The sequence below is a fragment of the Streptomyces sp. NPDC058534 genome (assembly GCF_042717365.1).
Taxonomy (GTDB): Bacteria; Actinomycetota; Actinomycetes; order Streptomycetales; family Streptomycetaceae; genus Streptomyces.
Window position 1 is genome coordinate 26519 of record NZ_JBHXNW010000027.1, and the last position, 26935, is coordinate 53453.

25 protein-coding genes and 2 pseudogenes are annotated in these 26935 nt (G+C 71.6%); 11 read left to right on the forward strand and 16 right to left on the reverse strand.

The genetic code is table 11. From position 1 onward, the window contains the following. The first annotated feature begins 20 nt into the window (after positions 1-20). The 3 genes and pseudogenes from ACFWR9_RS18330 to ACFWR9_RS18340 all read left to right on the forward strand — a co-directional run bounded on the left by ACFWR9_RS18330 (position 21) and on the right by ACFWR9_RS18340 (position 2818). Entirely contained in the window at positions 21-1208 is a 1188-nt protein-coding gene (locus ACFWR9_RS18330; RefSeq protein ID WP_383842887.1) for a Gfo/Idh/MocA family protein, read from the forward strand. 63 nt (positions 1209-1271) lie between these two features. Continuing rightward, a pseudogene (locus ACFWR9_RS18335) lies at positions 1272-2070 on the forward strand (transposase); the annotation flags it as partial. 445 nt (positions 2071-2515) lie between these two features. Continuing rightward, positions 2516-2818, forward strand: coding sequence for a discoidin domain-containing protein (locus tag ACFWR9_RS18340; RefSeq protein ID WP_383842890.1), 303 nt, complete (start codon positions 2516-2518; stop codon positions 2816-2818). 182 nt (positions 2819-3000) lie between these two features. Here the strand turns inward: ACFWR9_RS18340 and ACFWR9_RS18345 are convergent, their stop codons facing one another. The 4 genes from ACFWR9_RS18345 to ACFWR9_RS18360 all read right to left on the reverse strand — a co-directional run bounded on the left by ACFWR9_RS18345 (position 3001) and on the right by ACFWR9_RS18360 (position 7580). Beyond that, positions 3001-4218: an IS110 family transposase gene (locus ACFWR9_RS18345; protein WP_383842893.1), complete on the reverse strand. Its 1218-nt coding sequence runs from the start codon at positions 4216-4218 to the stop codon at positions 3001-3003. A 303-nt stretch (positions 4219-4521) separates the two neighbouring features. Beyond that, positions 4522-5277, reverse strand: a complete 756-nt coding sequence (locus tag ACFWR9_RS18350; protein WP_383842896.1) for an SDR family NAD(P)-dependent oxidoreductase — start codon at positions 5275-5277, stop codon at positions 4522-4524. 27 nt (positions 5278-5304) lie between these two features. Further along, the gene (locus tag ACFWR9_RS18355) at positions 5305-6102 is read right to left on the reverse strand and encodes an SDR family NAD(P)-dependent oxidoreductase (RefSeq protein ID WP_383842899.1); all 798 of its coding nucleotides are present in this window, start codon (positions 6100-6102) and stop codon (positions 5305-5307) included. A gap of 35 nt (positions 6103-6137) precedes the next feature. Then, complete coding sequence (locus ACFWR9_RS18360) at positions 6138-7580, reverse strand: MFS transporter (protein ID WP_383842902.1); 1443 nt, start codon at positions 7578-7580, stop codon at positions 6138-6140. A 298-nt stretch (positions 7581-7878) separates the two neighbouring features. On the opposite strand from ACFWR9_RS18360, the gene ACFWR9_RS18365 reads away from it, so the two are divergent. Beyond that, positions 7879-8382: a MarR family winged helix-turn-helix transcriptional regulator gene (locus ACFWR9_RS18365; protein ID WP_383842905.1), complete on the forward strand. Its 504-nt coding sequence runs from the start codon at positions 7879-7881 to the stop codon at positions 8380-8382. 379 nt (positions 8383-8761) lie between these two features. Here ACFWR9_RS18365 and ACFWR9_RS18370 read toward each other — a convergent pair whose 3' ends face one another. From ACFWR9_RS18370 to ACFWR9_RS18385, 4 genes are all read right to left on the reverse strand, one after another. Then, a complete protein-coding gene (locus ACFWR9_RS18370; protein WP_383842908.1) occupies positions 8762-9013 on the reverse strand; it encodes a hypothetical protein in 252 nt (83 codons plus the stop codon). A 169-nt stretch (positions 9014-9182) separates the two neighbouring features. Beyond that, positions 9183-10577 (reverse strand): GH1 family beta-glucosidase, encoded by a 1395-nt coding sequence (locus tag ACFWR9_RS18375; RefSeq protein WP_383842911.1) that lies wholly within the window; start codon positions 10575-10577, stop codon positions 9183-9185. Between the two features lie 52 nt (positions 10578-10629). Continuing rightward, positions 10630-11757, reverse strand: a complete 1128-nt coding sequence (locus ACFWR9_RS18380; protein WP_383842914.1) for an amino acid deaminase/aldolase — start codon at positions 11755-11757, stop codon at positions 10630-10632. Then, on the reverse strand, positions 11754-13073 hold the full coding sequence (locus ACFWR9_RS18385) for a D-arabinono-1,4-lactone oxidase (protein WP_383842917.1): 1320 nt from the start codon (positions 13071-13073) through the stop codon (positions 11754-11756). The genes ACFWR9_RS18380 and ACFWR9_RS18385 overlap by 4 nt, the downstream gene beginning before the upstream one ends. Positions 13074-13258: 185 nt before the next feature. Here ACFWR9_RS18385 and ACFWR9_RS18390 point away from each other — a divergent pair, with 185 nt between their 5' ends. Continuing rightward, a complete protein-coding gene (locus tag ACFWR9_RS18390; protein ID WP_383842920.1) occupies positions 13259-13861 on the forward strand; it encodes a TetR/AcrR family transcriptional regulator in 603 nt (200 codons plus the stop codon). 86 nt (positions 13862-13947) lie between these two features. Continuing rightward, positions 13948-15999: a discoidin domain-containing protein gene (locus ACFWR9_RS18395; protein WP_383842923.1), complete on the forward strand. Its 2052-nt coding sequence runs from the start codon at positions 13948-13950 to the stop codon at positions 15997-15999. Positions 16000-16068: 69 nt separating this feature from the next. Here the strand turns inward: ACFWR9_RS18395 and ACFWR9_RS18400 are convergent. Both ACFWR9_RS18400 and ACFWR9_RS18405 read right to left on the reverse strand, forming a co-directional pair. After that, a pseudogene (locus ACFWR9_RS18400) lies at positions 16069-16344 on the reverse strand (SUMF1/EgtB/PvdO family nonheme iron enzyme); the annotation flags it as partial. Between the two features lie 199 nt (positions 16345-16543). Further along, on the reverse strand, positions 16544-17509 hold the full coding sequence (locus ACFWR9_RS18405; protein ID WP_383842926.1) for a pirin family protein: 966 nt from the start codon (positions 17507-17509) through the stop codon (positions 16544-16546). A gap of 142 nt (positions 17510-17651) precedes the next feature. Between ACFWR9_RS18405 and ACFWR9_RS18410 the strand changes: the two genes are divergently transcribed. Further along, entirely contained in the window at positions 17652-17999 is a 348-nt protein-coding gene (locus ACFWR9_RS18410) for a tetratricopeptide repeat protein (protein WP_383842929.1), read from the forward strand. A gap of 87 nt (positions 18000-18086) precedes the next feature. On the opposite strand, the gene ACFWR9_RS18415 is transcribed toward ACFWR9_RS18410, so the two are convergent. Beyond that, complete coding sequence (locus ACFWR9_RS18415; protein WP_383842932.1) at positions 18087-19508, reverse strand: PepSY-associated TM helix domain-containing protein; 1422 nt, start codon at positions 19506-19508, stop codon at positions 18087-18089. A 140-nt stretch (positions 19509-19648) separates the two neighbouring features. Between ACFWR9_RS18415 and ACFWR9_RS18420 the strand changes: the two genes are divergently transcribed. Beyond that, the gene (locus tag ACFWR9_RS18420) at positions 19649-20305 is read left to right on the forward strand and encodes a peptide deformylase (protein ID WP_383842935.1); all 657 of its coding nucleotides are present in this window, start codon (positions 19649-19651) and stop codon (positions 20303-20305) included. Between the two features lie 44 nt (positions 20306-20349). Here ACFWR9_RS18420 and ACFWR9_RS18425 read toward each other — a convergent pair whose 3' ends face one another. Next, complete coding sequence (locus ACFWR9_RS18425; RefSeq protein ID WP_383842938.1) at positions 20350-21786, reverse strand: dihydrolipoyl dehydrogenase family protein; 1437 nt, start codon at positions 21784-21786, stop codon at positions 20350-20352. A 119-nt stretch (positions 21787-21905) separates the two neighbouring features. On the opposite strand from ACFWR9_RS18425, the gene trxA reads away from it, so the two are divergent. Beyond that, the gene (gene trxA / locus ACFWR9_RS18430; RefSeq protein WP_383842941.1) at positions 21906-22295 is read left to right on the forward strand and encodes a thioredoxin; all 390 of its coding nucleotides are present in this window, start codon (positions 21906-21908) and stop codon (positions 22293-22295) included. Positions 22296-22302: 7 nt separating this feature from the next. On the opposite strand, the gene ACFWR9_RS18435 is transcribed toward trxA, so the two are convergent. After that, the gene (locus tag ACFWR9_RS18435; RefSeq protein ID WP_383842944.1) at positions 22303-23337 is read right to left on the reverse strand and encodes a LacI family DNA-binding transcriptional regulator; all 1035 of its coding nucleotides are present in this window, start codon (positions 23335-23337) and stop codon (positions 22303-22305) included. A gap of 59 nt (positions 23338-23396) precedes the next feature. Then, positions 23397-24074 (reverse strand): TetR/AcrR family transcriptional regulator, encoded by a 678-nt coding sequence (locus ACFWR9_RS18440; RefSeq protein ID WP_383842946.1) that lies wholly within the window; start codon positions 24072-24074, stop codon positions 23397-23399. A 146-nt stretch (positions 24075-24220) separates the two neighbouring features. Here ACFWR9_RS18440 and ACFWR9_RS18445 point away from each other — a divergent pair, with 146 nt between their 5' ends. Beyond that, positions 24221-24784 (forward strand): NAD(P)H-dependent oxidoreductase, encoded by a 564-nt coding sequence (locus tag ACFWR9_RS18445; RefSeq protein WP_383842949.1) that lies wholly within the window; start codon positions 24221-24223, stop codon positions 24782-24784. A 97-nt stretch (positions 24785-24881) separates the two neighbouring features. Here ACFWR9_RS18445 and ACFWR9_RS18450 read toward each other — a convergent pair whose 3' ends face one another. Further along, positions 24882-25787, reverse strand: coding sequence for a LysR family transcriptional regulator (locus ACFWR9_RS18450; RefSeq protein ID WP_383842952.1), 906 nt, complete (start codon positions 25785-25787; stop codon positions 24882-24884). Positions 25788-25932: 145 nt separating this feature from the next. On the opposite strand from ACFWR9_RS18450, the gene ACFWR9_RS18455 reads away from it, so the two are divergent. Continuing rightward, positions 25933-26136: a hypothetical protein gene (locus tag ACFWR9_RS18455; RefSeq protein WP_383842955.1), complete on the forward strand. Its 204-nt coding sequence runs from the start codon at positions 25933-25935 to the stop codon at positions 26134-26136. A 28-nt stretch (positions 26137-26164) separates the two neighbouring features. Here ACFWR9_RS18455 and ACFWR9_RS18460 read toward each other — a convergent pair whose 3' ends face one another. Beyond that, a complete protein-coding gene (locus tag ACFWR9_RS18460) occupies positions 26165-26872 on the reverse strand; it encodes an SDR family NAD(P)-dependent oxidoreductase (RefSeq protein WP_383842958.1) in 708 nt (235 codons plus the stop codon). Between the last annotated feature and the right edge of the window lie 63 nt (positions 26873-26935).

Consider the following 26935-nt stretch of genomic DNA (forward strand, 5'->3'; position numbering starts at 1 on the left):
GCAGAACAGGAACCCCGCACGTGGAAGATCTACGCATCGGAGTCATCGGACTCGGGCTGCGACGCAACCTGGCGATCAGCTCGCATCGGCCCGGCAAGGGCTCGGTGGTGGCGGCGGTCGCCGACATCGACCCGGCGATACGAGCCCAGGTGCCCGAGCTGATCGAGGGGGCGACGGCGGTCGACGACCACCGCCGGCTGCTGGATGACGACTCGCTCGACGCCGTCATCGTCGCCACCCCGGACGCCACGCACGAGTCCATCGCCTGCGATGTGCTCAAGGCAGGCAAGACCACCTACATCGAGAAGCCGCTCGGCATCACCGTCGAGCAGTGCGACACCATACTGCGCACCGCCCACGAGACCCGCACAGGTCTCTACGTCGGTCACAACATGCGGCACATGGGCGTCGTCAGGCTGATGCGGGACATCATCGCCCGCGGTGACATCGGCGAGCCCAAGACCATCTGGGTACGGCACTTCGTCTCGTACGGCGGGGACTACTACTTCAAGGACTGGCACGCCGACCGCCGAAACACCACCGGGCTGCTGCTGCAGAAGGCCGCGCACGACATCGATGTGCTGCACTGGCTGGCCGGTGGCTACACCCGGCGTGTCAACGCCTTGGGTGACCTGATGGTCTACGGCGACCTGCCCCGCCGCGAGCCGGGCACCCCCCGGCCGCAGGGATGGCTGCGCGAGTTCGACTGGCCGCCGGCCGAGCGCCGGGACCTGCACCATGTCGTGGACGTCGAAGACGTCTCGGTGATGAACATGCAGCTGGACAACGGCGTCATCGCCGCCTATCAGCAATGCCATTTCAGTCCGGACTACTTCCGCAACTACACGGTCATCGGCACCGAGGGTCGGCTGGAGAACTTCGGCGACGGCCCTGGCGACGAGGTACGGGTCTGGAACACCGGGCCCTCCGGCTACCGTGCTGATGCCGACGTCGTGCACCGCGTCCCGGAGGCGAAAGGCTCCCACGGCGGTGCCGACGCCCGGGTCGTCGAGGAGTTCTGTCGCTTCGTCCGCGAGGGCGGCGTCACCGACACCTCACCGGTCTCAGCCCGGATGAGCGTGGCCACTGGCGTGCTGGCGACCCGATCGCTGCGCGAGGGCGGCACGCCGTACGAGGTACCTCCCCTGGACCCCGAGCTCGTGGCGTATTTCGCCGCCGGCCAGCCAACCCGGCGCGTGGATGCCTAGAAGACTGCTGAAAATCTGGTGTTCTGGCCCCGGCTCGGTGGAGTCGGGGCCAGTCTTGTAGGCATGCAGGAGGAATGGGCCGGGGAGCCGGTCGGGCCGGATGTGTGGGAGACGTGCCGGGAGTTGATCCCGGTGGGGAGTGTGTTCGCGTTTCTGGCCGAGCACCGCGAGGTGCTGTTCCCGCCGGGGATGTTCGCGGACATGTATCCCTCGTCCAACGGCCGTCCGAGTCTGCCGCCGCAGGTCCTGGCCGCGACGGTGGTGCTGCAGATCCTGCACGGGTTGTCGGACTTCGAGACGGTCCAGGAGTTGCGGTGTGACCTGCGGTGGAAGGCCGCTTGCGGGCTCGGCCTGCACGACACCGCGTTCGACCCGTCGGTGTTGACGTACTTCCGGCGTTTCCTGCGCAACTCGGCCGACCCGACGCGGATCTTCACCACGGTCAAGAACGTCGTGGCCGCGACCGGTGTCCTCAAGGGCACACAGCGGCGGGCGCTGGATTCCACCGTCCTCGATGACGCGGTGGCCACCCAGGACACCGTCACCCAGATCATCTCCGCGATCCGGCGGGTGATCCGCGAGGTTCCCGGCGGCCAGGAGACGGCCGCCGTGGTGCGCGGCCCACGACTAGAACGACCCGGGCAAGCCGAGGATCGCCTGGGACGACGAAGCCGCCCGCGCCGCGCTGGTCGCCGACGCCCTCAACCTGCTCGGGCACCTGCCCGAGCAGAACCAGGGCGAGAAGGCGGCGAACGCGGTGGGCCTGCTGGCCCTGGTCGCGGGCCAGGACGTGGAACCAGCCGAGGACTCCGACGGCCGCGACGGCCGCTGGCGCATCGCCAAGCGCACAGCACCGGACCGGACGGACTATGTGAGTCCGGGCTTCGGACGCAAACTCGGCGACTACGGCTACGTCGACGTGCGCGCCGTCTACTACGCGTTCCCGACGCCGGAGAACACCCGCGGCTACAAGGTCGCCCTCTGGTCCGACAAGGCCGAGCAGCAGAGCCCCGAGTGGTTCGACTTCTTCGCCCGGCGCCCACTCCAGGTGCTGGCGGAGCGCACCTGGGGCGGTCCGCGTTCGGCGACGGTGTGGGAGTTCTTCGCCCTGGCCGACGCCATCGGGGGCCCGTCACCCTCCGAGCCGACCACGCTGCCCGCCTCCCGGATGCGGGTGACGTCCGTCGACAGTGAGGAAACGGAGGCGGAGCCGGGCTCGGCGGCCAACATCCTGGACAACAACCCGTACACGCAGTGGCACACGGCCCACTCCCCCGCCCCCCGCCACACCGCCCCACGAGGTCACGGTGGACACCGACGGACGCCACCGCATCGCCGGGTTCCGGTACCTGCCGAGGCAAGACGGCGGGAGCAACGGCCATGTGCGGCAGTACGAGTTCGCCGTGAGTGACGACGGGCGGAACTGGCACACGGTCGCCACGGGCAGCTTCGCCAGCGACCAGACCGAGAAGGAGGTCACCTTCCCGGCGACGACGGCACGGCACGTCCGCCTCCGCGCGCTGTCCGCCGTCGACGGCGGTCCGTTCACCAGCATGGCCGAACTCACCGTGCTGGAGGCAGCCGCCGGGAACAAGCACCGCGCACCGTAGCCGCCGGACCGCGCGACTCGTCAGCCGGACTCCTCCTCCCGCTCCACCATGGTGAGCGGGAGCTGGAGGCGTCGGTGAGTGGGCGCGTTAGGGGTGTTGAGCTGCACGTGTGTGTGGGGGGTGCCTCTATGTCTTTCGTCAAGGCGCCCAGGGTTGGTTTGGGGTGGTTTGACTTGCTGGGGTCATGCGGCGAGTTCGACGTCCGCGGGCGTGCGGGGTTCGTAGAAGGTGCCGTCGCGGAGCATGGCGAACAGGACGCTGATGCGTTGGCGGGCGAGGCGGAGGAGGGCCTGGGTGTGGGTCTTGCCGCGTGCTCGCTGACGGTCGTAGTAGGTGCGGGAGGCGGGGTCGGCGTTCATGCAGGCGAAGGCGGACAGGAACATCGCCCGTTTGAGTTGCCGGTTGCCGCCTCGGGGTGCGTGTTCGCCGTGGATCGAGGTTCCCGACTGCTTCGTGGTGGGGGCGAGTCCGGCGTAGGAGGCGAGGTGGGCGGCGGTGGGGAAGCTGGTGCCGTCGCCGACGGTGACCAGCAGGACGGCGGCGGTCCTGACGCCGACGCCGGGCATCGACGTCAGGACCGGGGAAAGAGGGTGTGCCTCCAGCAGGGTGTTGATCTGGGCTTCCATCGCCGGGCGCTGGGTGTGGACGGCGGCCAGGGAAGCGGCGAGGGAAGGGATCACGATGTCGAGGGTGCCGGTGCCCGGGACCACGACGGTCTGTTCGTCGAGGGCGTCGAAGACGTCGTCGATCAGCCGGGCTGCCATGCGGGGGGCCTTCGGGCGGATCAGCTCCACGAGTCTGCGGCGGCCGGCCTTGCGCAGGGCGGCCGGGGAGCCGTAGCGCTCCAGCAGCCAGGTCACGGCCTGGTGGTCAAGGCGGGGCCCCAGAACGCGCTCCAGCGAGGGGCGGAACTGGGTGAGCAGGCCGCGTATCCGGTTGGACGTGCGGGTGGCCTCGGCCGCGAGGTCCTGGTCAAAGCCGACCAGGACGGTCAGCTCGGCGGTGATCTCGTCGGTCATCTCCAGCGAGCGCAGGGTGTGCGGCATGGTGCGGGCCGCGTCCGCGATCACCGCGGCGTCCTTCGCGTCGGTCTTCGCCTCGCCCGGGTAGAGGTCGGCGATCCGCCGCATCGCCAGGCCGGGCAGGTAGGCGACCTTGCAGCCCGCGTCCCGAGCGACAGTGAGGGGGAGGGCGCCGATCGAGGCGGGCTGGTCCACGATCACCAGCACGGTGCCGAACTTCGCGGCGAGCTTGTCGAAGACGGCCCGCAGCTTCGGCTCGCTGTTGGGCAGCGGCTTGTCGAAGACCTTCTTCCCGGCCGGGGTGAGGCCGTGCCCGTGATGAGCACTCTTGCCGACGTCCAGGCCGAGGAACACGCCCACGTCTTCGATCTCGAACATCGCGCCCTTCCAGGGGTGTTGACGGTGCCGGCCTCGGCTCGGGTGTCGTGCTCGCGCATCCACGTTGTGCAGACCTGCCGCCCGCGAACTGCCCGGCATTGCGCCGGACCGGACGGTGGCCGGACCTCTGATCAGCGTCTCCGACGGCACCTCCCGGGCCCGGTGACACCACCCCCCAGGTCATCCCTTCGACAGGGGCAACAGTCATGCCGGGCCCGGAGGCCAGCGGCCCCGTTGCGGAGCCGTGGAAAACATAACGGGGCGACCAGGCCTCTCCTGGTGCCCAAAAGCCACCCACGCGTCTCACCGGAGCTTCACGGCCCCGCCGTCCGCCATCACGGTCTGCCCGGTCATGTACTTCGCGTCATCACTGGCCAGGAAGGCGACGACGGGGGCGACGTCGCGGTCGGGGTCGCCGAACCTGCCCAATGGCACCGCGGCGGCAGACCGCGCGTACTGCTCGGGACGGGCCTCGGCCCACTGGGCCACCCCGGCGGTCAGGGCCATGGGGCAGACCACGTTGACCCGGATGTTGTGCGGGGCCCACTCGTTGGCGGCCACCCGGCTCAGGCCACGGATCGCTTCCTTCGCCGCGGCGTAGGACGCCTGGTTCGGCTGGCCGTTGAGACCGGCGCCGGAGCCGAAGTTGATGACGGAGGCGTTGCCGGTCTTCTTCAGTTCGGGCAGTGCGGCGAGCATGAAGTTGCGGGTCGCGTACAGACCGGTGTCCATCGCGAGGTTCCAGTCGTCGTCCGTCTGCTCCTCGAACGGCTTCTGCCGCGACACACTCGCGTTGTTCACCAGCACGTCCAGGGAACCGAAACGGTCCACAGCGGTGGCCACGGCCGTGTCGGCGACCTTCCGGTCGGAAACGTCGCCCAGCAGGAAGACCACGGCGTCACCGAGTTCCCCGGCCATGCGCTGTCCGGCCTCCTCCTGAAGGTCGACGACCACGACCCGGGCGCCCCGCGCGACGAACAGCCTGGTGATGGCGCCGCCGATACCGGAGGCGCCCCCGGTGACGATGGCGGTCCTCCCCTGCAGCGTGCGAACGTTCATGGTTCGAATCCTCTCGTGTTGTGCGGTTCAGGCGGGGAGCTGAGCCCGCCGCCCCGGAGCGGCGGACGACTGCATGGTCATCCCCCCGTCGACGACCAGCAGTTGGCCGGTGAGGTAGCGGGACTCGTCGGAGGCGAGGAACAACATGGTGTGGCCGATGTCCTCGGGCGAGCCGAGGTAGGGCAGGGCGTTGCCCTGCTTGAGGCTCTCGACGACGCTGTCCGGCAGGTTGTCCTCCAGGGCGGGAGTCATGACGGCACCGGGTGCGACGGCGTTGCAGCGCACGTTCTGGGGCCCGTACTGGACGGCGGTGGACTTGGTGATGCTGACGACGGCCGCCTTGACCGCCCCGTAGGACGTCTGCAGGACATCGCCGACCAGAGCGGCGACGGAGGCGGTGTTGACGACCGAGCCGCCACCCGCTCGGATCATGTGCGGGATCGCGTGCCGGGTGCCCAGAAGGGTGCTGGTCACGTTGCGGGCGATCGCCCTCTCGAACTCACCCATGTCCATGCGCAGCACATCCAGGTCGGTGCGCGGGTTGGTGCCCCCCACGTGGTTGCAGAGCACGTTCAGGCCGCCGAACTCTCCGACGGTGGCGGCGATCATGTCCACGATCGAGCCCTCGTCGGTGACGTCCACCGTCACGGGCAGTGCCTTACCGCCGGCCTTGTCGATGAGCGCGGCGGTTTCCGCGGCGGCTCCAGGGTTGAAGTCCGCGACGACGACCCGTGCCCCCTCACGGCTCATGAGCTGGGCGGCGGCCCGGCCGATGCCGCTGCCCGCACCGGTGATGACGGCGACTTTGTCCTTCAGGCGTTCCATGGGATGTTCCTTTGCTGTGTCATGGGCGGGGCGGGTCAGCGGGAGACGCCGACGGCCGCTGCCGCGGTGGAATCTGGGGTGGCGGAGCGCCGGGCCCGGGGAATGAGGAGGGTGAGGACGATCCCGGCGACCGCGGCGAGCATCGCCACGACATAGGTCATGCGGAAGCCGTTCTCGGTCGGTACGGAGACCGGACCGAGCTGCATGGTCATACTGGCGAGCATCGCGGCCATCACCGCGCTGGACGAGGACGTGCCGATCGAGCGCATCAGGGAGTTGATGCCGTTGGCGGACGCCGTCTCGGTCACGGGAACGGCGCCCATGATCAGGGCCGGGCTCGCGGCGTAGGCGATGCCCACGCCGGCACTGACGATCATCGACATGACGACGATCTGCCAGACCTCCGCCATGAGCCCCAGACCCACCCCGTATCCGACGCCGATGACGCAGAGGCCGGTCAGCAGCGTCACGCGGGCGCCGTGCCGGGCGGTGATGCGCGCGGAGAGGGGCGCGAAGGCCATCATGACCAGGCCGCTCGGCGCCAGGGCGAGACCCGCCGCGAGTACGGACTGACCCAGGCCGTACCCGGTGGCCGAGGGGGACTGGAGCAGATGCGGCAGCACCAGGGACGTCGCGTACATGGCGAAGCCGACCATGAGGGAGGCCAGGTTGGTGAAGAGCACGGGGCGGCGGGCCGTGACACGCAGGTCCACCAGAGGCTGCGAGACACGCAGCTCGTACCCGCCCCAGAGCAGCAGGATCCCGACGCCGCCCACGAACAGACCGACGACGGAGCCACTGGTCCAGCCCCAGCTGCCGCCCTTGGTCGCGGCCAGGAGGAGGCACACCAGACCCGCGGTGAGCCCGATCGCACCGATCACGTCGAAGCGTCCAGGGGACTGGTTCGGGGATTCCCGCAGCAACGTCGTCACGAGCGCGAGGCAGATCACACCGAGTACGGCGGCGACCCAGAACAGCACGTGCCAGTCGGCGTACTGGACGATTGCGGCCGACGCGGGCAGGCCGACGGCGCCGCCGACGCCGAGGGCGGCGCTGACCAGGGCGATGGAAGATCCGACTCGTTCGGCGGGCAGCACGTCACGCAGGAAGCTGATGCCTACCGGTATGACTCCGGTGGCCAGGCCTTGCAGCGCCCTACCCGTGATCACGGGGATCAGGCTGTCGGACACCGCGCAGAGCACGGATCCGACGACGACCAGGGCCAGGCTCGCGATGATGACCCTGCGTTTGCCGTACATGTCGCCGAGCCGCCCGGCGATCGGGGTGACCACGGCCGCTGCCAGGAGCGTGGCGGTGATCGCCCAGGAGGCGTTGGACGCGCCCGTGTTCAGCAGCTGAGGGAGCTGCGGGATGATCGGCACGATGAAGGTCTGCATCAGGGAGATCACGACGCAGCTCAGGGTGATCACGGTGGTGACCGCCCCTGGCCCCACGGTGCGGACGGTTCTGGTCGACACGAGGCACTTCCTTGACGAGGCGGAGGCCCACAGGGGTGGGCCGGGCTGAATGAGGCCGCGGGGCGGCATGCCGGCGCGGGCGGCATGCCGGCGCGGGCAGCGCGGCAGAGGCCACCCGTCGGGTCTGCGGAGCACCCGGTGCGGGCGCAAACGGGAACGCGGGTCCGAACGGTCGAGTACGATGTGCATGTTACATACACATGGTGCCTCGGGCAACGCATCCGGGGCGAGCCCCTTGCGGCTGAGCCCGGCCATGGACACTGGTGAGGCGAATCCGGAGGAAGGGAGCACGGCACACATGACAGAGCCGAGTAAGCAGGACCGCCGCCTGAACGACCTGGAACGAGAGCTGACCTTGCTGTCGAGGCACTTCATCGCGTCGCGCGGCCCACGCATCGGCCAGAGTCTCGACCGCTCGGCCTACGTTCTGCTCACCCGGCTGGAAACGGGCGAACCCCTCACACTGAAAGAGCTGGCACACACCTTCCAGGCCGACGTGTCCACCATCAACCGGCAGATGAGCACCATGCTCCGGCACGGCCTCGTCGAACGCATCGATGCCGCCACCAAGGGGGGTGCCCGCACATTCCGACCCACCCCGCTGGGGCTGGAGCGGCTGGAAGCCGACAGAGCCATCAGCCGAGCGGGAGCCGAGCGGCTGATCGCGGCGGCGGGTTGGAGCGACGAACGAACACAACAGTTCCTCACCCTGATGATCGAGTTCAACCATGGCATCGAGCAGTTGGAGGAACTTGCCTGGGACCACTCAGGGCATCTGGCCGACCCGACCGCCACGGAATGAGTGCCCTCGGGTCGGACTCGACAGTCCGCTAACGACCTTGGGAGCGATTGAGTTCGGAGCGTGCTGGCCTGGCGGGGTTGGCTGGTGGATGGTCACCCACCGGGCGGAGCGGTCAAAGACCAGGGCTGAGATCGCAAGGTGGGTCTCGGCGTAGATCTCGCGGCGGCCGGTGAACCGCTGCAGCGGCTGCCACTGCTTGTACTCGGCGGTGGTGTGCTCCAGCACTTCCGCTTCTTTGGCGGGGCGCTGACTTGGCCGGGGAACTCGTTGGCCGGGGGTGCGGTGAAGCAACTCGCCGATGCCTTCGGCGCCCACGGCGGTTTGGTCGTGCACGCGGCCCGGCCGGACCACACCGCTGAACAGGGTGCGGCTCTGCGGGTCACTGAAGGCGGCCGGGGCGGTGGGCGCGGGGGCGGCGGACCTGCACTTCGGTGCCGTCGACCCGCGGGGCAACGCCCTCCGCGCCGGCATAGGCGAACAGGTCCTCCAGCGTCCGCAGCCGCACCCCCGGCCGCAGGTGAACCAGCGTGACCAGCAACCGGTCGACGAAGACCAGGCGCTGCTGGGTCCGGCTCCGGCCGCCCGCCTCCGGTCTCCGCCACGCCGCTCGTGCGGACCAGTGGCACAGCACTCTTGATCGTCTTCTGAACGGCGCCTAGGCTCTCATGCCCATGGGAATGGGTGAACCAGACCGCGGGCGGCGCGCATGGCACGACGGGCTCGTCAGGCGTCGGGAGCCGCAGGCCGCCTCCGGTGACCACAAGGCGCCACCACCGATCGGGCGACAGAGCAGAACGTATCTACAGTCCCGACCGACGCCGCGCGGAAAGGTGCTCCTGGAACCAGCGGTAGGAGTCCTTGGGTGTCCGCACCTGGGTGTCGTAGTCGACGTGGACCAGACCGAACCGCGGCTCGTAGCCCAGGGCCCATTCGAAGTTGTCCATGAGCGACCACGCGAAGTAGCCGCGGACGTCGACGCCGTCCTCGATCGCGCGCGAGACCGCGGCGAGGTGGTCACGGTGGTAGGCGATGCGCTGCGGATCGTGGACCGCGCCGTCGGGGTCCGGACGGTCGTGGAAGGCGCAACCGCTCTCGGTGACGTAGAGCGGCGGCAGCCGGTCGCCGTACCGCTGCGCGAAGGTGGTGAGGATCTCGTGCAGCCCGTCGGGGACGATGGCCCAGTCGAGGTCGGTGGTGGGCGTGCCGGTCAGCACGCGCGGCTCGAAGGGCAGCCCCTCCGGCAGGGCGGCACCCTCCAGAGCGGGCGAGCTCGCCGACACGGTGCCGGGGGCGCCGACGGGCACCGGCTGGTAGTAGTTCACCCCGAACCAGTCCAGCGGTGTCGAGATGATCTCCAGGTCCTTGGCCAGGGTGCCGTCGGCGTGGCCGGGCATCAGCGAGGCCAGGAGCTCGTCGGGGTAGCTGCCGCGCAGAATCGGGTCCGCGAAGAGCCAGTTGACCAGGGTGTCGTAGGAATCGGCGGCCTCCCGGTCGGCGTCGGAGTCGGCCGCCGGCCAGGTGGGGGCGTGGTTGGAGGCGATGCCGATGTTGCCGACGCCGGCGGCGCGCAGCGCCTGTACCGTCAGGCCGTGGCCCAGGAGCATGTGGTGGGCCACCGGCAGCGCGTCGAAGCCGAGGGCCAGGCCGGGGGCGTGGGTGCCGACCGCGTGCCCGAACATCGTCGCCACCACCGGCTCGTTGAGCGGCATCCACATCCCGACCCGGTCGCCGAGGCGCTCGGCGACCACGGTGGCGTAGTCCGCCAGTCGTCCGGCCGTCTCCCGACGCTGCCAGCCGCCGCGGTCCTGCAGCGCCTGGGGAAGGTCCCAGTGATACAGCGTCACCGCCGGTGTGATGCCCGCTGCCAGCAGGTCGTCGACGAGCCGGTCGTAGAAGTCCAGGCCTGCCTGGTTGACTTCGCCCGCCCCGGTCGGCATGACGCGCGGCCACGAGATCGAGAAGCGGTAGGCGTCGACGCCCAGCTCCCGCATCAGGGTGACGTCCTGACTCGACCGGTGGTAGTGGTCGCAGGCGACCTCGCCGGTCTCGCCGTTCTTGATCCTGCCGGGCTCGGCGCAGAACGTGTCCCAGATGGAAGGCCCCTTGCCGTCCTCGGCGGCGGCGCCCTCGATCTGGTACGACGCCGTCGACACCCCGAGGACGAAGTCCTCGGGCAGGCGGGGGAAGTCGGACATGGTCACACCTTTCGGGGGGGAGGGTCAGCGGCCCACGGTCAGAGGTTGATGGTCACAGAAACGTCCTGTGGTCGCCTCGGTAGGTCGGGACCGTGTCGACGATGCGGCCGTCCTCGACGAGGTCGAGTTCGGCCACATGCTCGCAGAGCTCGCCGGCCTTGCTGTGCCGCAGCGAGACGCGGTCGCCGACCCGCAGACCGGCGACGCCCCGGCCGCGCAGCGGAGTCTGCACCTCGCCGGCTCCCTCCTGCGACACCAGCCGGAGCCCTCTCGGCCAGGTCGGCGTGGGGAGGCGGTCGGTGCCGACGGCCCCGGACGCGACCCATCCCCCGCCCAGGAGCGTGGCGTGGTGCGGCGAGGGGCGACGCACCACCGACAGCGCGAAGAAGGTCGCCGGCCGCGGGGCGAACCGGGTGTAGAAGTCGAACAGGGTGGGAGCGAGGAGGCCGGCCGCGACCTCGGTCACGGACGACTCCAGGCTCGTGGTCTCCAGGCTCCCGGTGCCACCGCCGTTGACGAACTCCAGCGGCGCCACCGACGCGACGGCTGCGACCGCCTCGGACCGCCGTTCGGCGAGCTCACGTGCCGAGAACCTCTGCACGCTCCGTACGGTGAAGCGCCCCGGCCCGGGGCGGTTGTCGCCGACGCCGGCGATCTGGCCCTCGTAGGCCATCACCCCCACGAGGCGCAGCCGGGGCCGGTCGGCCACCGCGCGAGCCAGGTCCCGTGCGGCACGGACGGTGTGCACCGGGGACCGCCGAGCGCCGATGTGGACGCGACCGTCGGCCAGCCGCAGCGAGGCGTCGACCTCGATACAGACCCGCACCTGCCGGGCGCCGGGCCCGAGGCCGTCGAGGACGTCGTCGATCAGGGCGAGGTGCGCCGGTGAATCGATCATGAGCGTCACCCGGGAGGCCAGCACCTCGTCAGCGGCGAGCCTGGCGACGGCCGCCGCGTCGACGGTGGGGTAGCCGACCACCACGTCCTCGAACTCCTCCGCCGGCCACAGTGCCTCGGGCAGCGTGAACGCCAGCACCCCGGACCAGCCGGGTCCGGCGGAGACCTGCCTCAACACTCGCGGCACCACGGCGTACGGCGGCTGGAGCCGGGCCGTGGCCTCGGCGAGTTCGCCGAAGAGCGCGCCGGGCGAGAGAGGAGGAGGGGAGGAAGGCGCGCTCATCGGGCGGCGCCAACAGGGCCGAGGACGCGGTCGAGATAGGGGTTGGCGAACACCCCGGACGGGTCGACGTGTGCGCGCAGGGCGGTGAAGTCCGCGAACCGGGGGTAGAGCTGGGCCAGTTCGCCCGCGCCGAGCCGGTGCATTTTTCCCCAGTGCGGCCGGCCGCCCGCCGCACCGAGGACGTCCTCACACACCCGGAACCACCGGTCGTGCGGCATCCGGTGGTACTGATGGAACGCGACATAGGCGACTTCGCGTTCGTGGGCCGGGGAGAGCCAGATGTCGTCGGCCGCGGCGAACATGACCTCGAAGGGGAAGGAGACCGCCTCGTCATGGGTCTCGACCCAGCGCCGCAGCTCGCGCAGAGCGCCGACGACGGCGTCGCGCGGGACGGCGTACTCGCCCTCGCGGAAGCGCACGTTGCGGGGCGAGGCGAACACCCGGTGGGCGAGGTCGGTGACGTCGCGGGACCCGGTAAGCCGGGTCGCGAGGCGGGTGATGCCCGGCACGGCCTGGGGCCGCCTCGTGCCCAGGCGCAGCAGTCGTTCGAAGGCATAGTCGGCCAGGAACCGGTCCTCCACCACGCGTGTCACCCGGCCCCGGGGCCGCAGCCCGGTCTCGGCCGGGAGCCGCGTGAAGCGCCGGGTCAGCGCGGTGGTGGTGTGCGGGAACCAGAAGAACTCGAAGTGGTCGTGGGCGGCGACGAGTTCGTCGAGGGAGTCCAGCGTCTCGTCGAGCGGCTGCGGCCGGTCGAGCCCGTGCAGCGCGTAGAGCGGCACGCACTGGAGGGTGACGGTGGTGATGACGCCAAGGGCGCCGAGCGAGACGCGGGCCGCGGCGAACAGGTCGGGCCGCTCCGCGGCCGAGCAGGTCACGATCGAGCCGTCGGCCAGCACGACTTCGAGCTCACGCACCTGGGTGGCCAGGATGCCGAACCGTTCGCCGGATCCGTGGGTGCCGGTGATCAGCGCACCGGCGACGGTCTGGCGGTCGATGTCGCCGAGCATTTCCAGGGCCAGTCCGAGCTCGGCGAGGAGCGGGGTGAGCCGGTGCAGCGGCATCCCGGCCCGCACCGTGACCAGGCCGCTCTCGGTGTCGGCGCGGACCAGCCCGGTCAGTCGGTCCGGACGCAGCTGCACGCCTTCCGCGACCGCGATCCCGGAGAACGAGTGCCCCGACCCGATCGCTTTGACCGAGCTCCCGGCCGCGGCCGCGTCGGTGACGACAGCGGCGACCTCCTCGGTGGAGGAGGGCGCGACGACCCGGACCGGTGTGGCCGATTCGGTGCGGGCCCAGTTCTCCCAGCGCGTGGTCATCGGAGCCTCCGGCGAACGGGTCGGTCGGTGGCGCGACTATGGCAGCAGCGCAGAAGCCCGGTCAAGCGTCTTGGTCATGCGTCCAAGACGCGATCGAGGACAATGGCACCCGACGCGGGCGGTCGCGCCCCGCGACCGCCGAGCACGAGCACAGCACGAGCACAGCACGAGCAAGGAGTCGACTCATGAACCGGATTGCGGCGAGCGAACGACGCACGCGGCTGGTCGACGCCGCGATCGCGGTGATGGTCCGGGACGGAGTCTCGGCCGCCACCACACGCGCGATCGTGGCCGAGGCCGACATGCCGCTGGGCTCCTTCCACTACTGCTTCCGTTCCAAGGAGGAGCTGCTGGGCGAGGTCATCGAGGTCATCACCGGCCACACCCTGGAGCGCGCGCTGTCGGAGGTGGTGAGCGACGGTGAACTCGAGGAGCGACTGTGCCGCGGGATGCGCGCCTACTGGCAGCACGTGGTCGAGGAACCGCACGAACACCGCCTCACCTACGAACTGACGCAGTACGCCGCGCGCCAGCCCGGCCTCGCCGTCGTCGCGGAGCGGCAGTACCAGACCTACCTCGCGGCCAACACCCGCCTCATCGAGGCGCTCACCGACGACGAGGGGAAGCGGCTGGAGTGGAGCGTGCCGGTGCCGGTCCTGGCACGCTACGTCACCGCGGCGCTCGACGGCGTGACGCTGCTCTATCTCAACGAGGGGAACGCGGCCGCGGCCGGCGAAGCCCTCGATCTCGTCGCCAGGCATGTGGCGGGGCTGGCCCGCCAAGCCTGATCCATCCGTCCGGGACCAACTGGACTGTTGACTAGGACGTTTGACCAACTTTAGGGTGCGACCCACGCCACGCCTCGGGAGCCCCCATGAAGAGAGCGCGTCCGGGCGGCACCGCCGCCCTTGTCCTGTCCCTCGTCGCCGCACTGCTCCTCTCCGGCTTAGGAGCCGGCGGGGCCGGCGCCGCCGAGCGGCCCTGGTGGGAACCGGCCAACCGGCCCGCCCCCGACTCACAGATCAACGTCAGCGGCGAGCCGTTCACCGGCACCGACGCGAACGGCGACGTACGCGGATTCGTCGACACCCACAACCACCTGATGACCAACGAGGCCTTCGGCGGCAAGCTGGTCTGCGGCAAGCCGTTCTCCGACGACGGTGTCGCCGACGCCCTCAAGGACTGCCCCGAGCACTACCCCGACGGGGCAGGCGCGCTGCTGGAGAACCTCACCGTCGACCCCGACGGCCACCACGACCCGGTGGGCTGGCCGACGTTCAAGGACTGGCCCAGCTCCACCACGATGTCGCACCAGCAGAACTACTACGCCTGGCTCGAACGCGCCTGGCGGGGCGGCCAGCGCGTCCTGGTCACCGACCTGACGTCCAACGGCGTCATCTGCTCGATCTACGTCCGCGACCGCGGCTGCGACGAGATGGAGTCCGTCCGGTTGCAGGCCGAGAAGACCTACGACATGCAGGACTACGTCGACGAGATGTACGGCGGCTCCGGCAAGGGCTGGTTCCGGATCGTGAAGTCACCTGCCCAGGCGCGAGAGGTGATCGAAGCGGGCAAGCTGGCCGTGGTCCTGGGGGTGGAGACCTCCGAGCCCTTCGGCTGCAAGCAGGTGCTCGACGTCGCCCAGTGTTCCGAGGCGGACATCGACGCCGGTCTCGACGCACTCCAGTCGCTCGGTGTGAGCAGCATGTTCCTGTGCCACAAGTTCGACAACGCGCTGTGCGGGGTGCGCTTCGACGAGGGCACGCAGGGCACCATCATCAACGTCGGTCAGTTCCTCTCCACCGGCACGTTCTGGAAGACCGAGAAGTGCACCGGCCCCCAGCACGACAACCCGATCGGCTCCGCCAAGGTGCCCGAGGCCGAGGCGAAGCTGCCGCGCGGGACCAGCGTGCCGTCGTACGACGACGACGCACGTTGCAACACCCGCGGGCTCACGCGACTCGGGGAGTACGCCCTGAACGGCATGATGGACCGGGGCATGATGGTCGAGGTCGACCACATGAGCGTCAAGGCCGCCGGCCGGGCGATGGACATAATGGAGTCGGTGCAGTACCCCGGCGTCATCTCCAGCCACAGCTGGATGGACCGCACGTGGACCGAGCGGCTCTACCGGATGGGCGGCTTCGTCGGTTCCTACGGCATGGACTCGGAGAAGTTCGTCGAGGACACCGCGGCAACCGCCGACCTGCGTGAGAAGTACGACGTCGGGCTCGGCTACGGCACCGACTTCAACGGGCTGGGCAGCCACCCCGCGCCCCGCGGTGACGACGCGCCGGACAAGGTCACGTACCCGTTCCGGTCCTACCCGGACGGCCCGCTGGTGGACCGCCAGCGCACCGGCGAGCGGGTGTGGGACGTCAACACCGACGGCGGCGCCCACGTGGGGCTGGTGCCGGACTGGGTCGAGGACGTAAGCCGGCTCGGCGGCGACCCACTCGTCGGCGAGCTGCTGCACGGCGCCCAGTCCTATCTGGACACGTGGAACGCCACCGACACGTGGGACCGGCCGGCCAACCTGGCCCGGGGCGGTGCCGCGTCGGCGAGCAGCAGTGAGTTCTCGGTCTTCACCAGCTACCGGCCGGACCGCGCCATCGACGCGGACCCCGCCACCCGGTGGGCGAGTGACTGGAGCGACGACCAGTGGTGGTCGGTCGACCTGCGCAGCGCCCAGCGCGTCGGCCGGGTGGTACTGGACTGGGAGGCGGCCCACGCCGCCGCCTACCGCATCGAGGTGTCCGACGACAACCGGACGTGGCGCACGGTGTGGCAGACCGCGGAGGGCCGCGGCGGGCTCGAGACCACTGCATTCACCCCGACGACCGCGCGCTACCTGCGCGTGCACGGCACCGACCGGGCCACCAAGTACGGCTACTCGCTGCGGGAGGTGGCCGTACACGCGAAGTGAGTGCCGCCTACGGTGCGTCTGGGACCGAGGGGCCCAGACGCACCGGAAGCCGGCGTTGGCCGCCGACGCGTCCGCGCACCACTCCCACACGTTTCCGACGGTCTGGAAGAGACCGAACCCGTTGGCGGGGTAGGTCGTGACCGGGGCGGTGCCCGCCCAGCCGTCGGACGCCTCGTCACGATGAGGGAAGTCGCCCTGCCAGATGTTGCACCGGTGCTCCCCGTCGGGACGCAGTTCGTCGCCCCACGGGTAGCGCGCGCCTTCGAGCCCGCCGCGGGCGGCGTACTCCCACTCCGCCTCGGTCGGCAGCCGGCCTCCGGCGCACGCGCACCAGGCCCGCGCGTCGCGTTCAGCAAAGTCAGCATTAGGTCAGCAAGAGTCCTGCCACAGCCGCCCGCAGGCAGCCAAACCCGGGAATCGTCCGCCACGCGGATTCGGCCCCGCAACCCACTGAGCCGCCCTCACCGCCAGCCATCGCCATCCGAGGCCGACACCTGGCCGTCTACTCCCCAACCAGCCGCCTGATCTCAGGCATCCCCGCAGGTCAACGGAGCCTCCCACGTGGCTTGAGCGGTACAGCTGGCAACTCAGGGGCGGCCAGAGGACCCCCGTCGTACCCCTTGACCTCCCCGAACCGTGCCCCTGCCATCCAGTCCCGCCGTGCCTGCACGATCTCCTCCTGGGACCGTCCGATCCAGTTCCAGAACATGATCAGCTCCTCCTCGAACGGCTCGCCGCCCAGCAGCATCAGGCCCGCGTTCGTGTCGGCGCGCAGGGCGAGTTCGTCGCGGCCGCAGCCGAGGTAGAGCATCGAGCCCGGCACCAGTGGCACGCCGTCGACGTGGGCCTCGCCGGTCATGGACAGGACGGCGTACTCGAAGTCCCGTTCCAGGGGGAGGCGTACGTCCGTGCCGCCGGCGAGGGTCAGGTCGGCGCCGACGAGGGGGGTGTACGTCGTGCCCGGGGACGTGGCGCCGTCGAGGGTGCCCAGGAGCAGGGTGGCCGACAGGCCCGGGGCGGTGACCAGGGGCAGCTCGGCGTGGTACTCGAAGTGCGGGTCGGTGTGGCGGTGGGTGTCCGGGAGGGCGACCCACAGCTGCGCGCCGTGCAGGCGGCGGGCGTGCGGGCGAGGGCTCTCCTCGGAGTGGCTGATCGCGCGGCCGGAGGTCATCAGGCCCAGCTGCCGCGGGTGGATGGTCTGGAGGCTGCCGGTGGAGTCGCGGTGCAGGACCTCGCCCTCGTGCAGCCAGCTGACCGTCTGGAGGCCCATGTGCGGGTGCGGAGGCACCTGCATGCCGGGCTCGTCGGCGATGTCGTCGGGGCCGTAGTGGTCGACGAAACACCACGCGCCGACCATGCGCCGGCCGAGGTTGGGCAGCAGTCGGCGGACCTCGGTGGACTCGCCGAGCTTGACGTTGCGAGGGCTGAGGAGTTCGCGCACGGGTTCCGTCACGACGAAGCCGCGGCCGCCGCACAGGCTGGGTACCGCCTCGCGATCAAGGTTGCTCATGACGCCCAACCTAGCCCCGGACGGCCCCACGCGTCAGACGGTCGCCAGGGCGTCACCTTCGCGGGGCGACAGCCGGCACGCAAGGATGTGGTGGAATGTTCAACCATCTGTCGTGGTTGCAGGCCGTCGAAGGAGGTCACGAGTGGACATGACGTACTACGACCACGGAACGCCGGCCGAGCGCTGGGATCGCGCGCGGATGTTCTTCGACGCCAAGGACTACGCCGCCGCCGCGCGCGTCCTGGACGGGCTGGTCGGGGAGGTGCCCGAGCAGACCGGACCGCGCCTGCTGCTGGCGCGCGCCTACTACCACTCGGCCCAGCTGCGGCGGGCGGAGACCGAGCTGCGGATCCTCGTCGAGCGCGATCCCGTCGAGCAGTACGCCCGGCTGATGCTGCGCCGCACCCTCGAACGGCAGGGGCGGCAGGAGGAGGCCGACGCCCAATCGCGGATCGCCGCCGCCCTGGCGGGTGACTTCACCGGGCGCTGAGCGGCGGCCGGTACGCAGGTGCGGTGGAGCGGCGGTGCGGTGGGGGGGGGGGGGGGGGGCCCCCCCCCCCCCCCCCCCGCCGCGTGGTCAGCGCCCCGCCGTCGCACCGTCCGTCCGCGTCCGCCGTCCCCGCCGGTGGGCGATCTCGCCGAGTACGACGTCGAGCGCGACGAAGGCGGCCAGGGGGATGCCCAGCAGCGGGACGAAGTAGCCGAGCACGGCGACCGCCGCCAGCAGCGGGACGAGGAGCAGCGGCGGCACCTGCTGCCACGCGCCGCGCGGGATCGGGCGGCCGAAGGCGGAACCCCGGCCGCGCCGCCACCACATGCGGTAGCCCCAGACGATCAGCAGGATCAGGGAGGCGGCGAGGAGCATCAGCCCGATCTGGTTGGGCAGCCCGAACAGGCTGCCGGTGTGCAGGTCGATGCCCCAGCGGCTGAGCTTGGCGAGCACCGGGTAGTCGGCGAAGCGGAGTACGTCCGTCACCTCGCCCGTCGCCGGGTCCACGGCGACCGAGTCCTGCTTCTCGGGCCAGCTGCGCTGCACCTGCTTGACGACGTAGGCGGAGGACGCGTCGGCGGGCGGGACGATCTCGACGGGGTCGCCGAGGCCCTCCGCGCGCGCGGCGGCCAGGACCTTGTCGAGGCCGACGCCGTGCGCCGCGTCCCCGCCGGCGCCCGCCGCCGCGCCGTGGCCGGTGTGCTCGCCGCCCCCGGTGGCCGACGCCGACACGGACGGCGTGGTCTGGCCGAGCGAGACGCGCAGGTCCTCGATGTTCGCGCCGGCGTACGTCGACCAGGTGAGGCCGGTCGCCGAGAGGAGGACGAACCCGGCCGCGGCCCAGGCACCGACCGTTCCGTGCAGACCCAGGGTGCGGCGCCGGCCGGTGGTCCCGCGCAGCTTGCGCCGGGCCCGGCGGCGGGAGAACCACAGCACCAGACCGGCGCTCGCGATCACCCACAGCCAGCTGGCGGCGAACTCGCTGTACAGCCGCCCGGTCTCGCCCAGGTGCAGGTCACGGTGGAACTCGTCGATCCAGGTGCGCAGGGGCAACGCCCCGCTGGAACCGTACTGTTCGAGGGCGCCGCGCACCTTCGCCGTGTACGGGTCGACGAAGACCGCGAGCGTGCGGTCGGGGTCGACGCCCTCGACGCCGGACAGCATCACCCTGGTGGTGGCGTCGTCCTCGGGCGAGGGGCGTACGGCCGACACGCCGCCCTCGGGGTGGGCCTGCCGGGCGGCGGCGACCTGCTCGGATATCGGCAGCTCGCGCTCGCCCACGTCGTCGACGGTCAACTCGTGGGCGTAGACCAGCTTCTCGGCCTGGAACGAGGCGGCGTAGAGCAGGCCGGTGACCGCCGCGACCAGCAGGAAGGGGGCCACGAAAAGACCGGCGTAGAAGTGCAGGCGCAGCACCAGGGGGCGCAGGGTGGACCAGCTGCCGCGGGTGGGCGGTGGCGCGGCCGTGTCCGGGGACTCGTCCGTCGAGGCCGGGGAGGTGGTGGTCATCGGTGGGCGCTCCGGGGACGTCGTGGGGAGGGGACGGTCCCAGTGGTCGGTTCGGACGCGCGTGGGGTTCCCGGCCTGCGAAGTGGCGTGCGTCACACGGGCGGCGTCGGTGGGGGCGGCGGCCGTGGCATGCTGGCGCGATGGGAACTCCGCGTAAACGCTCCCCTCTTGCCGAGCGGGTCGAGGAACTGCTCGTCTCCGGCGGCCCGTTGCCGATCGCCGAGGCGGGTGATCCGGTGTTGCGCCGCGCGGCCGAGCCGTTCGACGGGCAGTTGCCTCCCGCGTTGCTGGCGCGGTTCGTCGAGGCGCTGCGGCTGACCATGCACGCGGCGCCGGGCGTCGGACTGGCCGCGCCGCAGGTGGGGGTGGGGCTGCGGATCGCGGTGATCGAGGACCCGGCGCCGGTGCCGGAAGAGGTGCGGGTGGCTCGCGGGCGGGTGCCGCAGCCGTTCCGGGTACTGGTCAATCCCTCGTACGAGCCCGTCGGCGCCGGGCGGGCCGCGTTCTTCGAGGGCTGTCTGAGCGTGCCGGGCTGGCAGGCGGTGGTGGCACGCCCCGCGCAGGTGCGGCTGCGGGCGACGGACGAGCACGGGCTCGCGGTGGACGAGGTGTTCTCCGGGTGGCCGGCCCGGATCGTGCAGCACGAGACGGATCATCTGGACGGCATGCTGTACCTGGACCGGGCCGAGCCGCGGTCGCTGTCGTCGAGCCGGGCGGTGGCCGACCTGTGGGCGCAGCCGACGCCGGAGCGGGCCGCGGCGGCGCTGGGGTTCGAGCTGCCGGGTCCGGCGGCCTGACCGGCCGCGGGACCCGGCGGGCGCGACATCGCCGGGTCCCGCCGTCAGTTGTCGCGGTACGCCTCCAGGAGCCGCAGCCACACCTCGCTGATCGTCGGGTACGACGGGACGGCGTGCCACAGGCGGCTGAGGGGCACCTGGCCGACGACGGCGACGGTCGCGGAGTGGATCATCTCGCCGACGCCGGAGCCGACGAAGGTGACGCCGCGGACGATCTCGTCCTCCAGGTCGACGACCATGCGGGCGCGGCCCTTGTAGTCCTCGCCGTAGAGGCTCGCGCCGGCCACGGTGCCCAGGTCGATGTCGACGGCGCGGACCCGATGTCCGGCCTGCTCCGCCTCGGCGAGGGACAGGCCGACGGACGCCGCCTCGGGGTCGGTGAACACCACCTGGGGTACGGCGTCGTGGTCGGCGGTCGCGGCGTGCGCGCCCCACGGGTCGGACTCCAGGATCGGCACCCCGGAGGCCCGGGCGGCGATGGCGGCGCCCGCGACGCGCGCCTGGTACTTCCCCTGGTGGGTGAGCAGGGCGCGGTGGTTGACGTCGCCGACGGCGTACAGCCAGTCGTGGCCGTCCACCCGGAGGCTGTCGTCGACGGACAGCCAGGAGCCCGGTTCCAGGCCGACCGTCTCCAGGCCGATGTCGCCGGTGCGGGGCACCCGGCCGGTGGCGAAGAGGATCTCGTCGGCCTCGACGCGGTCGCCGGTGTCGGTGACGGCGACGACGGTGCCGTCCTCGCGGGTGACGGACCGGACGGAGGTGCCGGTGCGGAGGTCCACGCCGGCCTCGGTGAGCGCCTCGGCGACCAGTTCTCCGGCGAAGGGCTCCATCCGGGCGAGCAGCCCGCCGTCGCCGCGCACCAGGAGCGTCACGCGGGAGCCGAGGGCCTGCCAGGCGGTGGCCATCTCTACGGCGACCACTCCGCCGCCGACCACGATGAGCCGGCCGGGTGCGCTCTCGGCGCTGGTGGCCTCGCGGCTCGTCCAGGGGCGCACGTCGGCGAGCCCGGGCAGGTCCGGCAGGGCGGCGCCGCTGCCGGTGCAGACGGCGACGGCGTGCCGGGCGGTCAGCACGCGGCGGGTGCCGTCGGGCGCGGCCACCTCCACCGTGCGCGGCCCGGCGAGCCGCCCCTGCCCGCGGTAGAGGTCGGCGCCGATGCCCTCGACCCACTGGACCTGGCCGTCGTCCTTCCAGTGGGAGGTGTACTCGTCGCGGCGGGCGAGGACCGCCGCGGTGTCGAGGGGGCCCCGCACCGAGTCGGCGAGGCCGGGCAGGCGGCGGGCGTCCGCGCGGGCGAGGACCGGGCGCAGCAGGGCCTTGCTGGGCATGCACGCCCAGTAGGAGCATTCGCCGCCGACCAGTTCGCTCTCCACGATCGCGGTGGACAGCCCGGCCGCCCGGGTGCGGTCGGCGACGTTCTCCCCCACGGGGCCCGCGCCGATCACGACGACGTCGTACGCGATGGAATCCGATTGCGTCATGAGGTCAGTCTGGTGGGTGGTGTGCGACGTGGCCACATGGGTACGTGCGCGGAATACCCACCAGGTCGGCAGTGTTGTGCCGGCGGCTAGACCCCCGAATCAGGAAGAGGGATCACCTCATGCCCAGCACCGTGGAACTCACCAAGGAGAACTTCGACCAGACGGTCACGGACAACGAGTTCGTTCTGATCGACTTCTGGGCGTCGTGGTGCGGTCCGTGCAAGCAGTTCGCGCCCGTCTACGAGAAGGCCGCCGAGGCCAATCCCGACCTGGTGTTCGGGAAGGTGGACACCGAGGCGCAGCCGGAGCTGGCCCAGGCCTTCGGTATCCAGTCGATCCCGACGCTGATGATCGTCCGGGAGCAGGTGGCCGTGTTCGCGCAGCCGGGCGCGCTGCCCGAGGACGCTCTGACGGACGTCATCGGCCAGGCCCGGAAGCTGGACATGGACGAGGTGCGCAAGGCGGTCGCCGAGCAGCAGGCGCAGGCCGACGGCGAGAGCGGCCAGTAGGACGGGCTCAGCTCGACTCGCGGTGGACCACCGCCGCGCCCAGCACCTTGTGACGCTCGGGCGCGGCGCCGGGGTCGTGGACCGCGCGGTCGACCAGTGCGGCCAGGTCGCGGCCGGAGGGCAGCTCCAGGTGGACGGTGCTGAGCCGGGGCCTGAGCAGGCGGCCCAGCATCAGGTCGTCGGCCCCGATCACGGCCGCGTCGCCGGGTACGGCCAGGCCGGCGTCCTGGAGGGCCCGCATCAGCAGCATCGCGTACTCGTCGTTGTACGCGAACACCGCGTCGAGACCGAGGGAGCCCCAGCGGGCGGCCAGCCGGGCGGCGTCCCGCTCCTCGTAGGCGAGGGGCAGTTCGGTGACGGTGGCGTCGGTGCCGCGCACGGCACGGCGGGCGCCGTCGAGGCGGGGCACCGAGAAGACGTCGAGGCCGTGTTCCGCGGGCACGACCACCCCGATGGCGCGCCGGCCCCGGTCGTAGAGGTGACGGACCGCGCCGTGACCGACGCTCTCCTGGTCCGTGAGCAGGGCGTGCGCTCCCTCGACGGCCTCGGGGCCGAGGGTGACGACCGCGCGGGCGCCGGAGCGTTTGAGGACCTCTACGCCCTGGGGGTCCAGATCGGCGCCGGGCACGAGGACGGCGACCGGGCGCAGCTCCGCCCAGGCGCGGGCGGCCTCGTAGCCGTGCAGCCCGACACTGCCGTACTGCACGACCGTGTAGTCGAGGCGGGCCAGGGCCCACTGGAGTTCGCTGAGGAACCGGCTGTAGAGGGGGCCCGCGGGGAAGGACGGCGCGGGCATCAGGACCATCCGGCTGTGCCCGGCGCGCAGGGAGCGGGCCGCGGCGTGCGGGACGTATCCCAGCTCTTTGGCCGCCTCGTGCACCCGGCGGCGGGTGGGTTCGCTGATCCGGACGGCGCCGGTGTTGTTCAGGACGTAGGAGACGGTCGCGCGCGAGACGCCGGCCAGCCGGGCCACATCGGCGCTCGTGGGCACGGAGCGCGGTGCGAGGGACTCGGCGGCGGACGGTTTCGGTATCTGCACCATGACGTACGGCATCTTGGCAGAAGCCGGATACGGGGCTCCGGTCGGGGCTCAGGCCGGGCTCAGGCTGACGGGGGTTCGGTGCGGGTGACCCGTGCGACCAAATCCAGCCAGCCCTCACGCAGCCGCTCCGGGGGCATCCCGCACTGTTCGGTGAGGTGGTGGAGCAGGGCGACGTCGAGGTAGGCGAGCAGCGTATGGGAGAGCAGTTCGCTGTCTCCGTCCGGGACCGCCTGGCGCAGCAGCAGGGCCAGGTGACCGCGGAGGAAGCGGCGCGGCGCGAAGGTGTGGCGGCGCTCCGCGCTGGGCTCCGCGGCCAGTTGCAGGTCCAGTTCGTCGATGGAGCGGCGCAGCATCGCGCAGCCGAAGGCCCGCAGCCGCTCGACGGGCGGGGCGCCGGGGCCGAGCGGCGGCGGCCCGCTGAGCAGCGCGGCCTGGAACTTGCGCTCGGAGTGGTCGAGGAGGGCCGCGAGCAGCCCGGTGCGGTCGCCGAAGCGGCGGAAGACCGTCCCCTTGCCCACCGAGGCCGCCGCGGCCACCGCCTCCATGGTGACGCCGGCCGCGCCGTGCTCGGCGACCAGCCGCTCGGCGGCCTCCAGCAGCCGGGCGCGGTTGCGCGCGGCGTCGGCGCGCAGGCAGGGCTCGTCCTCGGCCGGCCCCGTGTCGAGTTGCAGCAATTCCAACTCGGTCTGACCGACGGTCTCTTCGGGCTTCGGGAGGGGCGGCAGGGCGGCGGACATGAACCCAGCGTAAAGCATGGGAAGAAAACTGGACCGCGGTCCGTTTGAGATGTTAGAACATAAGCGGACCCCGGTCCGGATCTATCGCAGCAACGTTTCAGCAGACGTCTGTCCCGTCAGCGTCCGCTTCGTCAGTGGGAGTACTCATGTCTGTCCGCATCCTTGCGCTCGTCGGCAGCCTTCGCGCCGGTTCGCACAACCGCCAGCTCGCCGAGGCGGCCGTCAAGTTCGCGCCGGAGGGCGCCGAGGTGCACCTGTTCGAAGGGCTCGCCGAGATCCCCTTCTACAACGAGGACATCGACGTCGAGGGCAGCGTCCCGGCCACCGCCGCGAAGCTGCGCGAGGCCGCCCAGGCCTCCGACGCCTTCCTGTTCTTCTCCCCCGAGTACAACGGCACCATCCCGGCCGTTCTGAAGAACGCCATCGACTGGCTGTCCCGCCCCTATGGCGCCGGCGCCTTCGCGGGCAAGCCGGCCGCCGTGGTCGGCACCGCCTTCGGCCAGTACGGCGGCGTGTGGGCGCAGGACGAGGCCCGCAAGGCCGTGGGCATCGCCGGCGGCAAGGTGATCGAGGACCTCAAGCTCTCCATCCCCGGTTCGGTGACCCGCTTCGCCGAGACCCACCCGGCGGACGACGCCGAGGTGGCCGCCCAGCTGACGGAGGTCGTCGCGCGGCTGCACGGCCACGCCGATGAGGCCGTCGCCGCCTGATCGGCACCCAGGACGCGTACGGGACCGGAGCTCGGGCGAGCTCCGGTCCCGGCGTATGTGACCGGCGTGCGTGCCCGGCGTGCGTGACCGGCGTGTGTCAGGCCACCGCCGCGGCGGCCAGTGTGCGCAGTTCCGCCAGCGCCTCCGCGACCGCCGGCCGCCGGTGACCACCGCTGCGTGTGCAGGTCAGCAGCTTGCGGTGCGGGCGGTCCGCGCAGGGCACCCGGACGATCGGCAGCTCGGGGGTCAGCTGGGCGAGCCGGGGTATCAGCGCCACGCCGAGCCCGTGGGCGACCAGGTGGGCGGTGACGTTCCAGTCCAGCGCGTGGTGGACCACGTCGGGAGTGAACCCGGCGGCCCCGCACGCCGACATCACGTGCGGCCTGCAGGGGCTCTGCGGCACCGGCGCGATCCACGCCTCGTGCGCCACGTCGGCGAGGTCCGCGCCGTCCCGTCCGGCGAGCGGGTGGCCCTCGGGGACGACCAGGTCGAACGGGTCGTCCAGGAGCGGACGCTGATCGAAGCGCGCGTCCGACCGCGTCGGGTTGGACGGGGTCGCCTCCACCACCGCCAGGTCGCTCTCCCCCTCGAAGAGCAGGTCGAAGCTCTCCGCCACCTCGACCTCCCGGATCCGGACCGACAGCCGGGGGTGCCGCTCGCGCAGCCGCGCGGCCATGGGCGCCAGCAGTACGGAGACGGCGACCGGGAACCCCGTGACCCGCAGCGGCCCGGCGGGGGTGCCCTCCCCCGCCCGCAGATCCAGTTCGGCCTCGTCCCAGCGGGCCTCGATGGCGTCGGCGTGCGCGAGCAGGCTCTCCGCGGCCGGGGTGAGCCGCACCCCGCGCCCCTGCGGTTCCAGCAGGTCCACGTCCAGGTCCCGGGCGAGCTGCCGGATCTGCTGGGAGGCGGCCGAGGGGGTGAAGTGCAGGGCGCGGGCCGCCGCGGTGACGGTGCCGTAGTGGGAGACCGCCCGGAGCACGTGCAGCCTGCGCAGATCAATCATGAAGCGCACACTTCACGGTGGCGTCCGTAAAGTCAACCTGGACGTGAACGGACGCGGGGCCGCACTCTGGCTGTGTCGCGATGGTCGACGCGGCGTCACGCTCGGCCGGCCCTTCCGGCGTACCACCGAGGCACGAGGAGTCGCCATGCCCTGCACTACCGGTGTCGTCTGCCCGCACTGCGGGTGGCCCGACGGTGCCGAGCCCTTCCAGTTGCTGTCCGCGCATCCCACCGGGGCGGGCGGCACCCTGTGGACCCGGTGCGCCTGCGGTTCGCTCCAGGCCCGCGTCGTCGACGGCGGCGGCAGCCGCGTCGTCTCGCGCGGCCGGCCGTCGACGGCGGCTCGCTGACCCACTGCCCGGCCCCGCGACCCGCCGCTCACCAGGGCAGCGGACCCGCCGCGTCGAAGTAGCCGCCGGTCGGTCCGTCGGGGCCCAGCCCGGCCATCCGGACGATGATCCCGGTGCCCTCCGCCACGGTCTGGGTGCCGGTGTTGCCGTTCAGGTCGGTCTTGGTGAAGCCGGGCTCGACCGCGTTGACCCGCATACCGGGGAACGCCTTCGCGTACTGCACGGTGAGCGCGTTGACGGCGGTCTTGGACGCCGGGTAGGCGAGGCCCGGATAGCCGTACGCCGGGGTCTCGGGGGCGCCGAGTCCGGTCAGCGAGGCAAGTCCGCTGCTGACGTTGACCACGACCGGCGCGGCGGAGCGGCGCAGCAGCGGCAGGAAGGCGTGGGTCACACGCACCATGCCGAAGACGTTCGTCTCGAAGACGGTGCGCATCAGGTCGGCGGTCGTGCCGTCCGCGCCGGTCACCGCGTTGTGTTCGCCGCGCGGCTCGATGCCGGCGTTGTTGACCAGGACGTCGAGCCCGCCGTCGGCCGCGACGGTCCGCACGGCGGCGGCGACGGAGGCGTCGTCGGTGACGTCGAGGACGAGCGGCCGGGCGCCCAGTGTCTCGGCGGCCCGGCGTCCGCGCTCGGGGTCGCGGGCGGCGGCGTACACGGTGTGGCCGGCGGCGACGAGGCGGCGGGCCGTCTCGAAGCCGAGGCCCTTGTTGGCTCCGGTGATCAGTGTGGTCGTCATGCCGTCCAGCGTGCGAGTGCGCGGCGGGGGCAGCCAGGCGTCCGGTCTTCCTGGGACCACGGG

Bases quoted from the DNA above. Each gene is read 5' to 3' on its own strand.
- ACFWR9_RS18345 (WP_383842893.1), bottom strand. From the start codon at position 4,218: ATGTTCGAGATCGAAGACGTGGGCGTGTTCCTCGGCCTGGACGTCGGC.
- ACFWR9_RS18350 (WP_383842896.1), bottom strand. From the start codon at position 5,277: ATGAACGTTCGCACGCTGCAGGGGAGGACCGCCATCGTCACCGGGGGC.
- ACFWR9_RS18355 (WP_383842899.1), bottom strand. From the start codon at position 6,102: ATGGAACGCCTGAAGGACAAAGTCGCCGTCATCACCGGTGCGGGCAGC.
- ACFWR9_RS18365 (WP_383842905.1), top strand. From the start codon at position 7,879: ATGACAGAGCCGAGTAAGCAGGACCGCCGCCTGAACGACCTGGAACGA.
- ACFWR9_RS18375 (WP_383842911.1), bottom strand. From the start codon at position 10,577: ATGTCCGACTTCCCCCGCCTGCCCGAGGACTTCGTCCTCGGGGTGTCG.
- ACFWR9_RS18380 (WP_383842914.1), bottom strand. From the start codon at position 11,757: ATGAGCGCGCCTTCCTCCCCTCCTCCTCTCTCGCCCGGCGCGCTCTTC.
- ACFWR9_RS18385 (WP_383842917.1), bottom strand. From the start codon at position 13,073: ATGACCACGCGCTGGGAGAACTGGGCCCGCACCGAATCGGCCACACCG.
- ACFWR9_RS18390 (WP_383842920.1), top strand. From the start codon at position 13,259: ATGAACCGGATTGCGGCGAGCGAACGACGCACGCGGCTGGTCGACGCC.
- ACFWR9_RS18395 (WP_383842923.1), top strand. From the start codon at position 13,948: ATGAAGAGAGCGCGTCCGGGCGGCACCGCCGCCCTTGTCCTGTCCCTC.
- ACFWR9_RS18405 (WP_383842926.1), bottom strand. From the start codon at position 17,509: ATGAGCAACCTTGATCGCGAGGCGGTACCCAGCCTGTGCGGCGGCCGC.
- ACFWR9_RS18415 (WP_383842932.1), bottom strand. From the start codon at position 19,508: ATGACCACCACCTCCCCGGCCTCGACGGACGAGTCCCCGGACACGGCC.
- ACFWR9_RS18420 (WP_383842935.1), top strand. From the start codon at position 19,649: ATGGGAACTCCGCGTAAACGCTCCCCTCTTGCCGAGCGGGTCGAGGAA.
- ACFWR9_RS18425 (WP_383842938.1), bottom strand. From the start codon at position 21,786: ATGACGCAATCGGATTCCATCGCGTACGACGTCGTCGTGATCGGCGCG.
- trxA (WP_383842941.1), top strand. From the start codon at position 21,906: ATGCCCAGCACCGTGGAACTCACCAAGGAGAACTTCGACCAGACGGTC.
- ACFWR9_RS18435 (WP_383842944.1), bottom strand. From the start codon at position 23,337: ATGGTGCAGATACCGAAACCGTCCGCCGCCGAGTCCCTCGCACCGCGC.
- ACFWR9_RS18440 (WP_383842946.1), bottom strand. From the start codon at position 24,074: ATGTCCGCCGCCCTGCCGCCCCTCCCGAAGCCCGAAGAGACCGTCGGT.
- ACFWR9_RS18445 (WP_383842949.1), top strand. From the start codon at position 24,221: ATGTCTGTCCGCATCCTTGCGCTCGTCGGCAGCCTTCGCGCCGGTTCG.
- ACFWR9_RS18450 (WP_383842952.1), bottom strand. From the start codon at position 25,787: ATGATTGATCTGCGCAGGCTGCACGTGCTCCGGGCGGTCTCCCACTAC.
- ACFWR9_RS18455 (WP_383842955.1), top strand. From the start codon at position 25,933: ATGCCCTGCACTACCGGTGTCGTCTGCCCGCACTGCGGGTGGCCCGAC.
- ACFWR9_RS18460 (WP_383842958.1), bottom strand. From the start codon at position 26,872: ATGACGACCACACTGATCACCGGAGCCAACAAGGGCCTCGGCTTCGAG.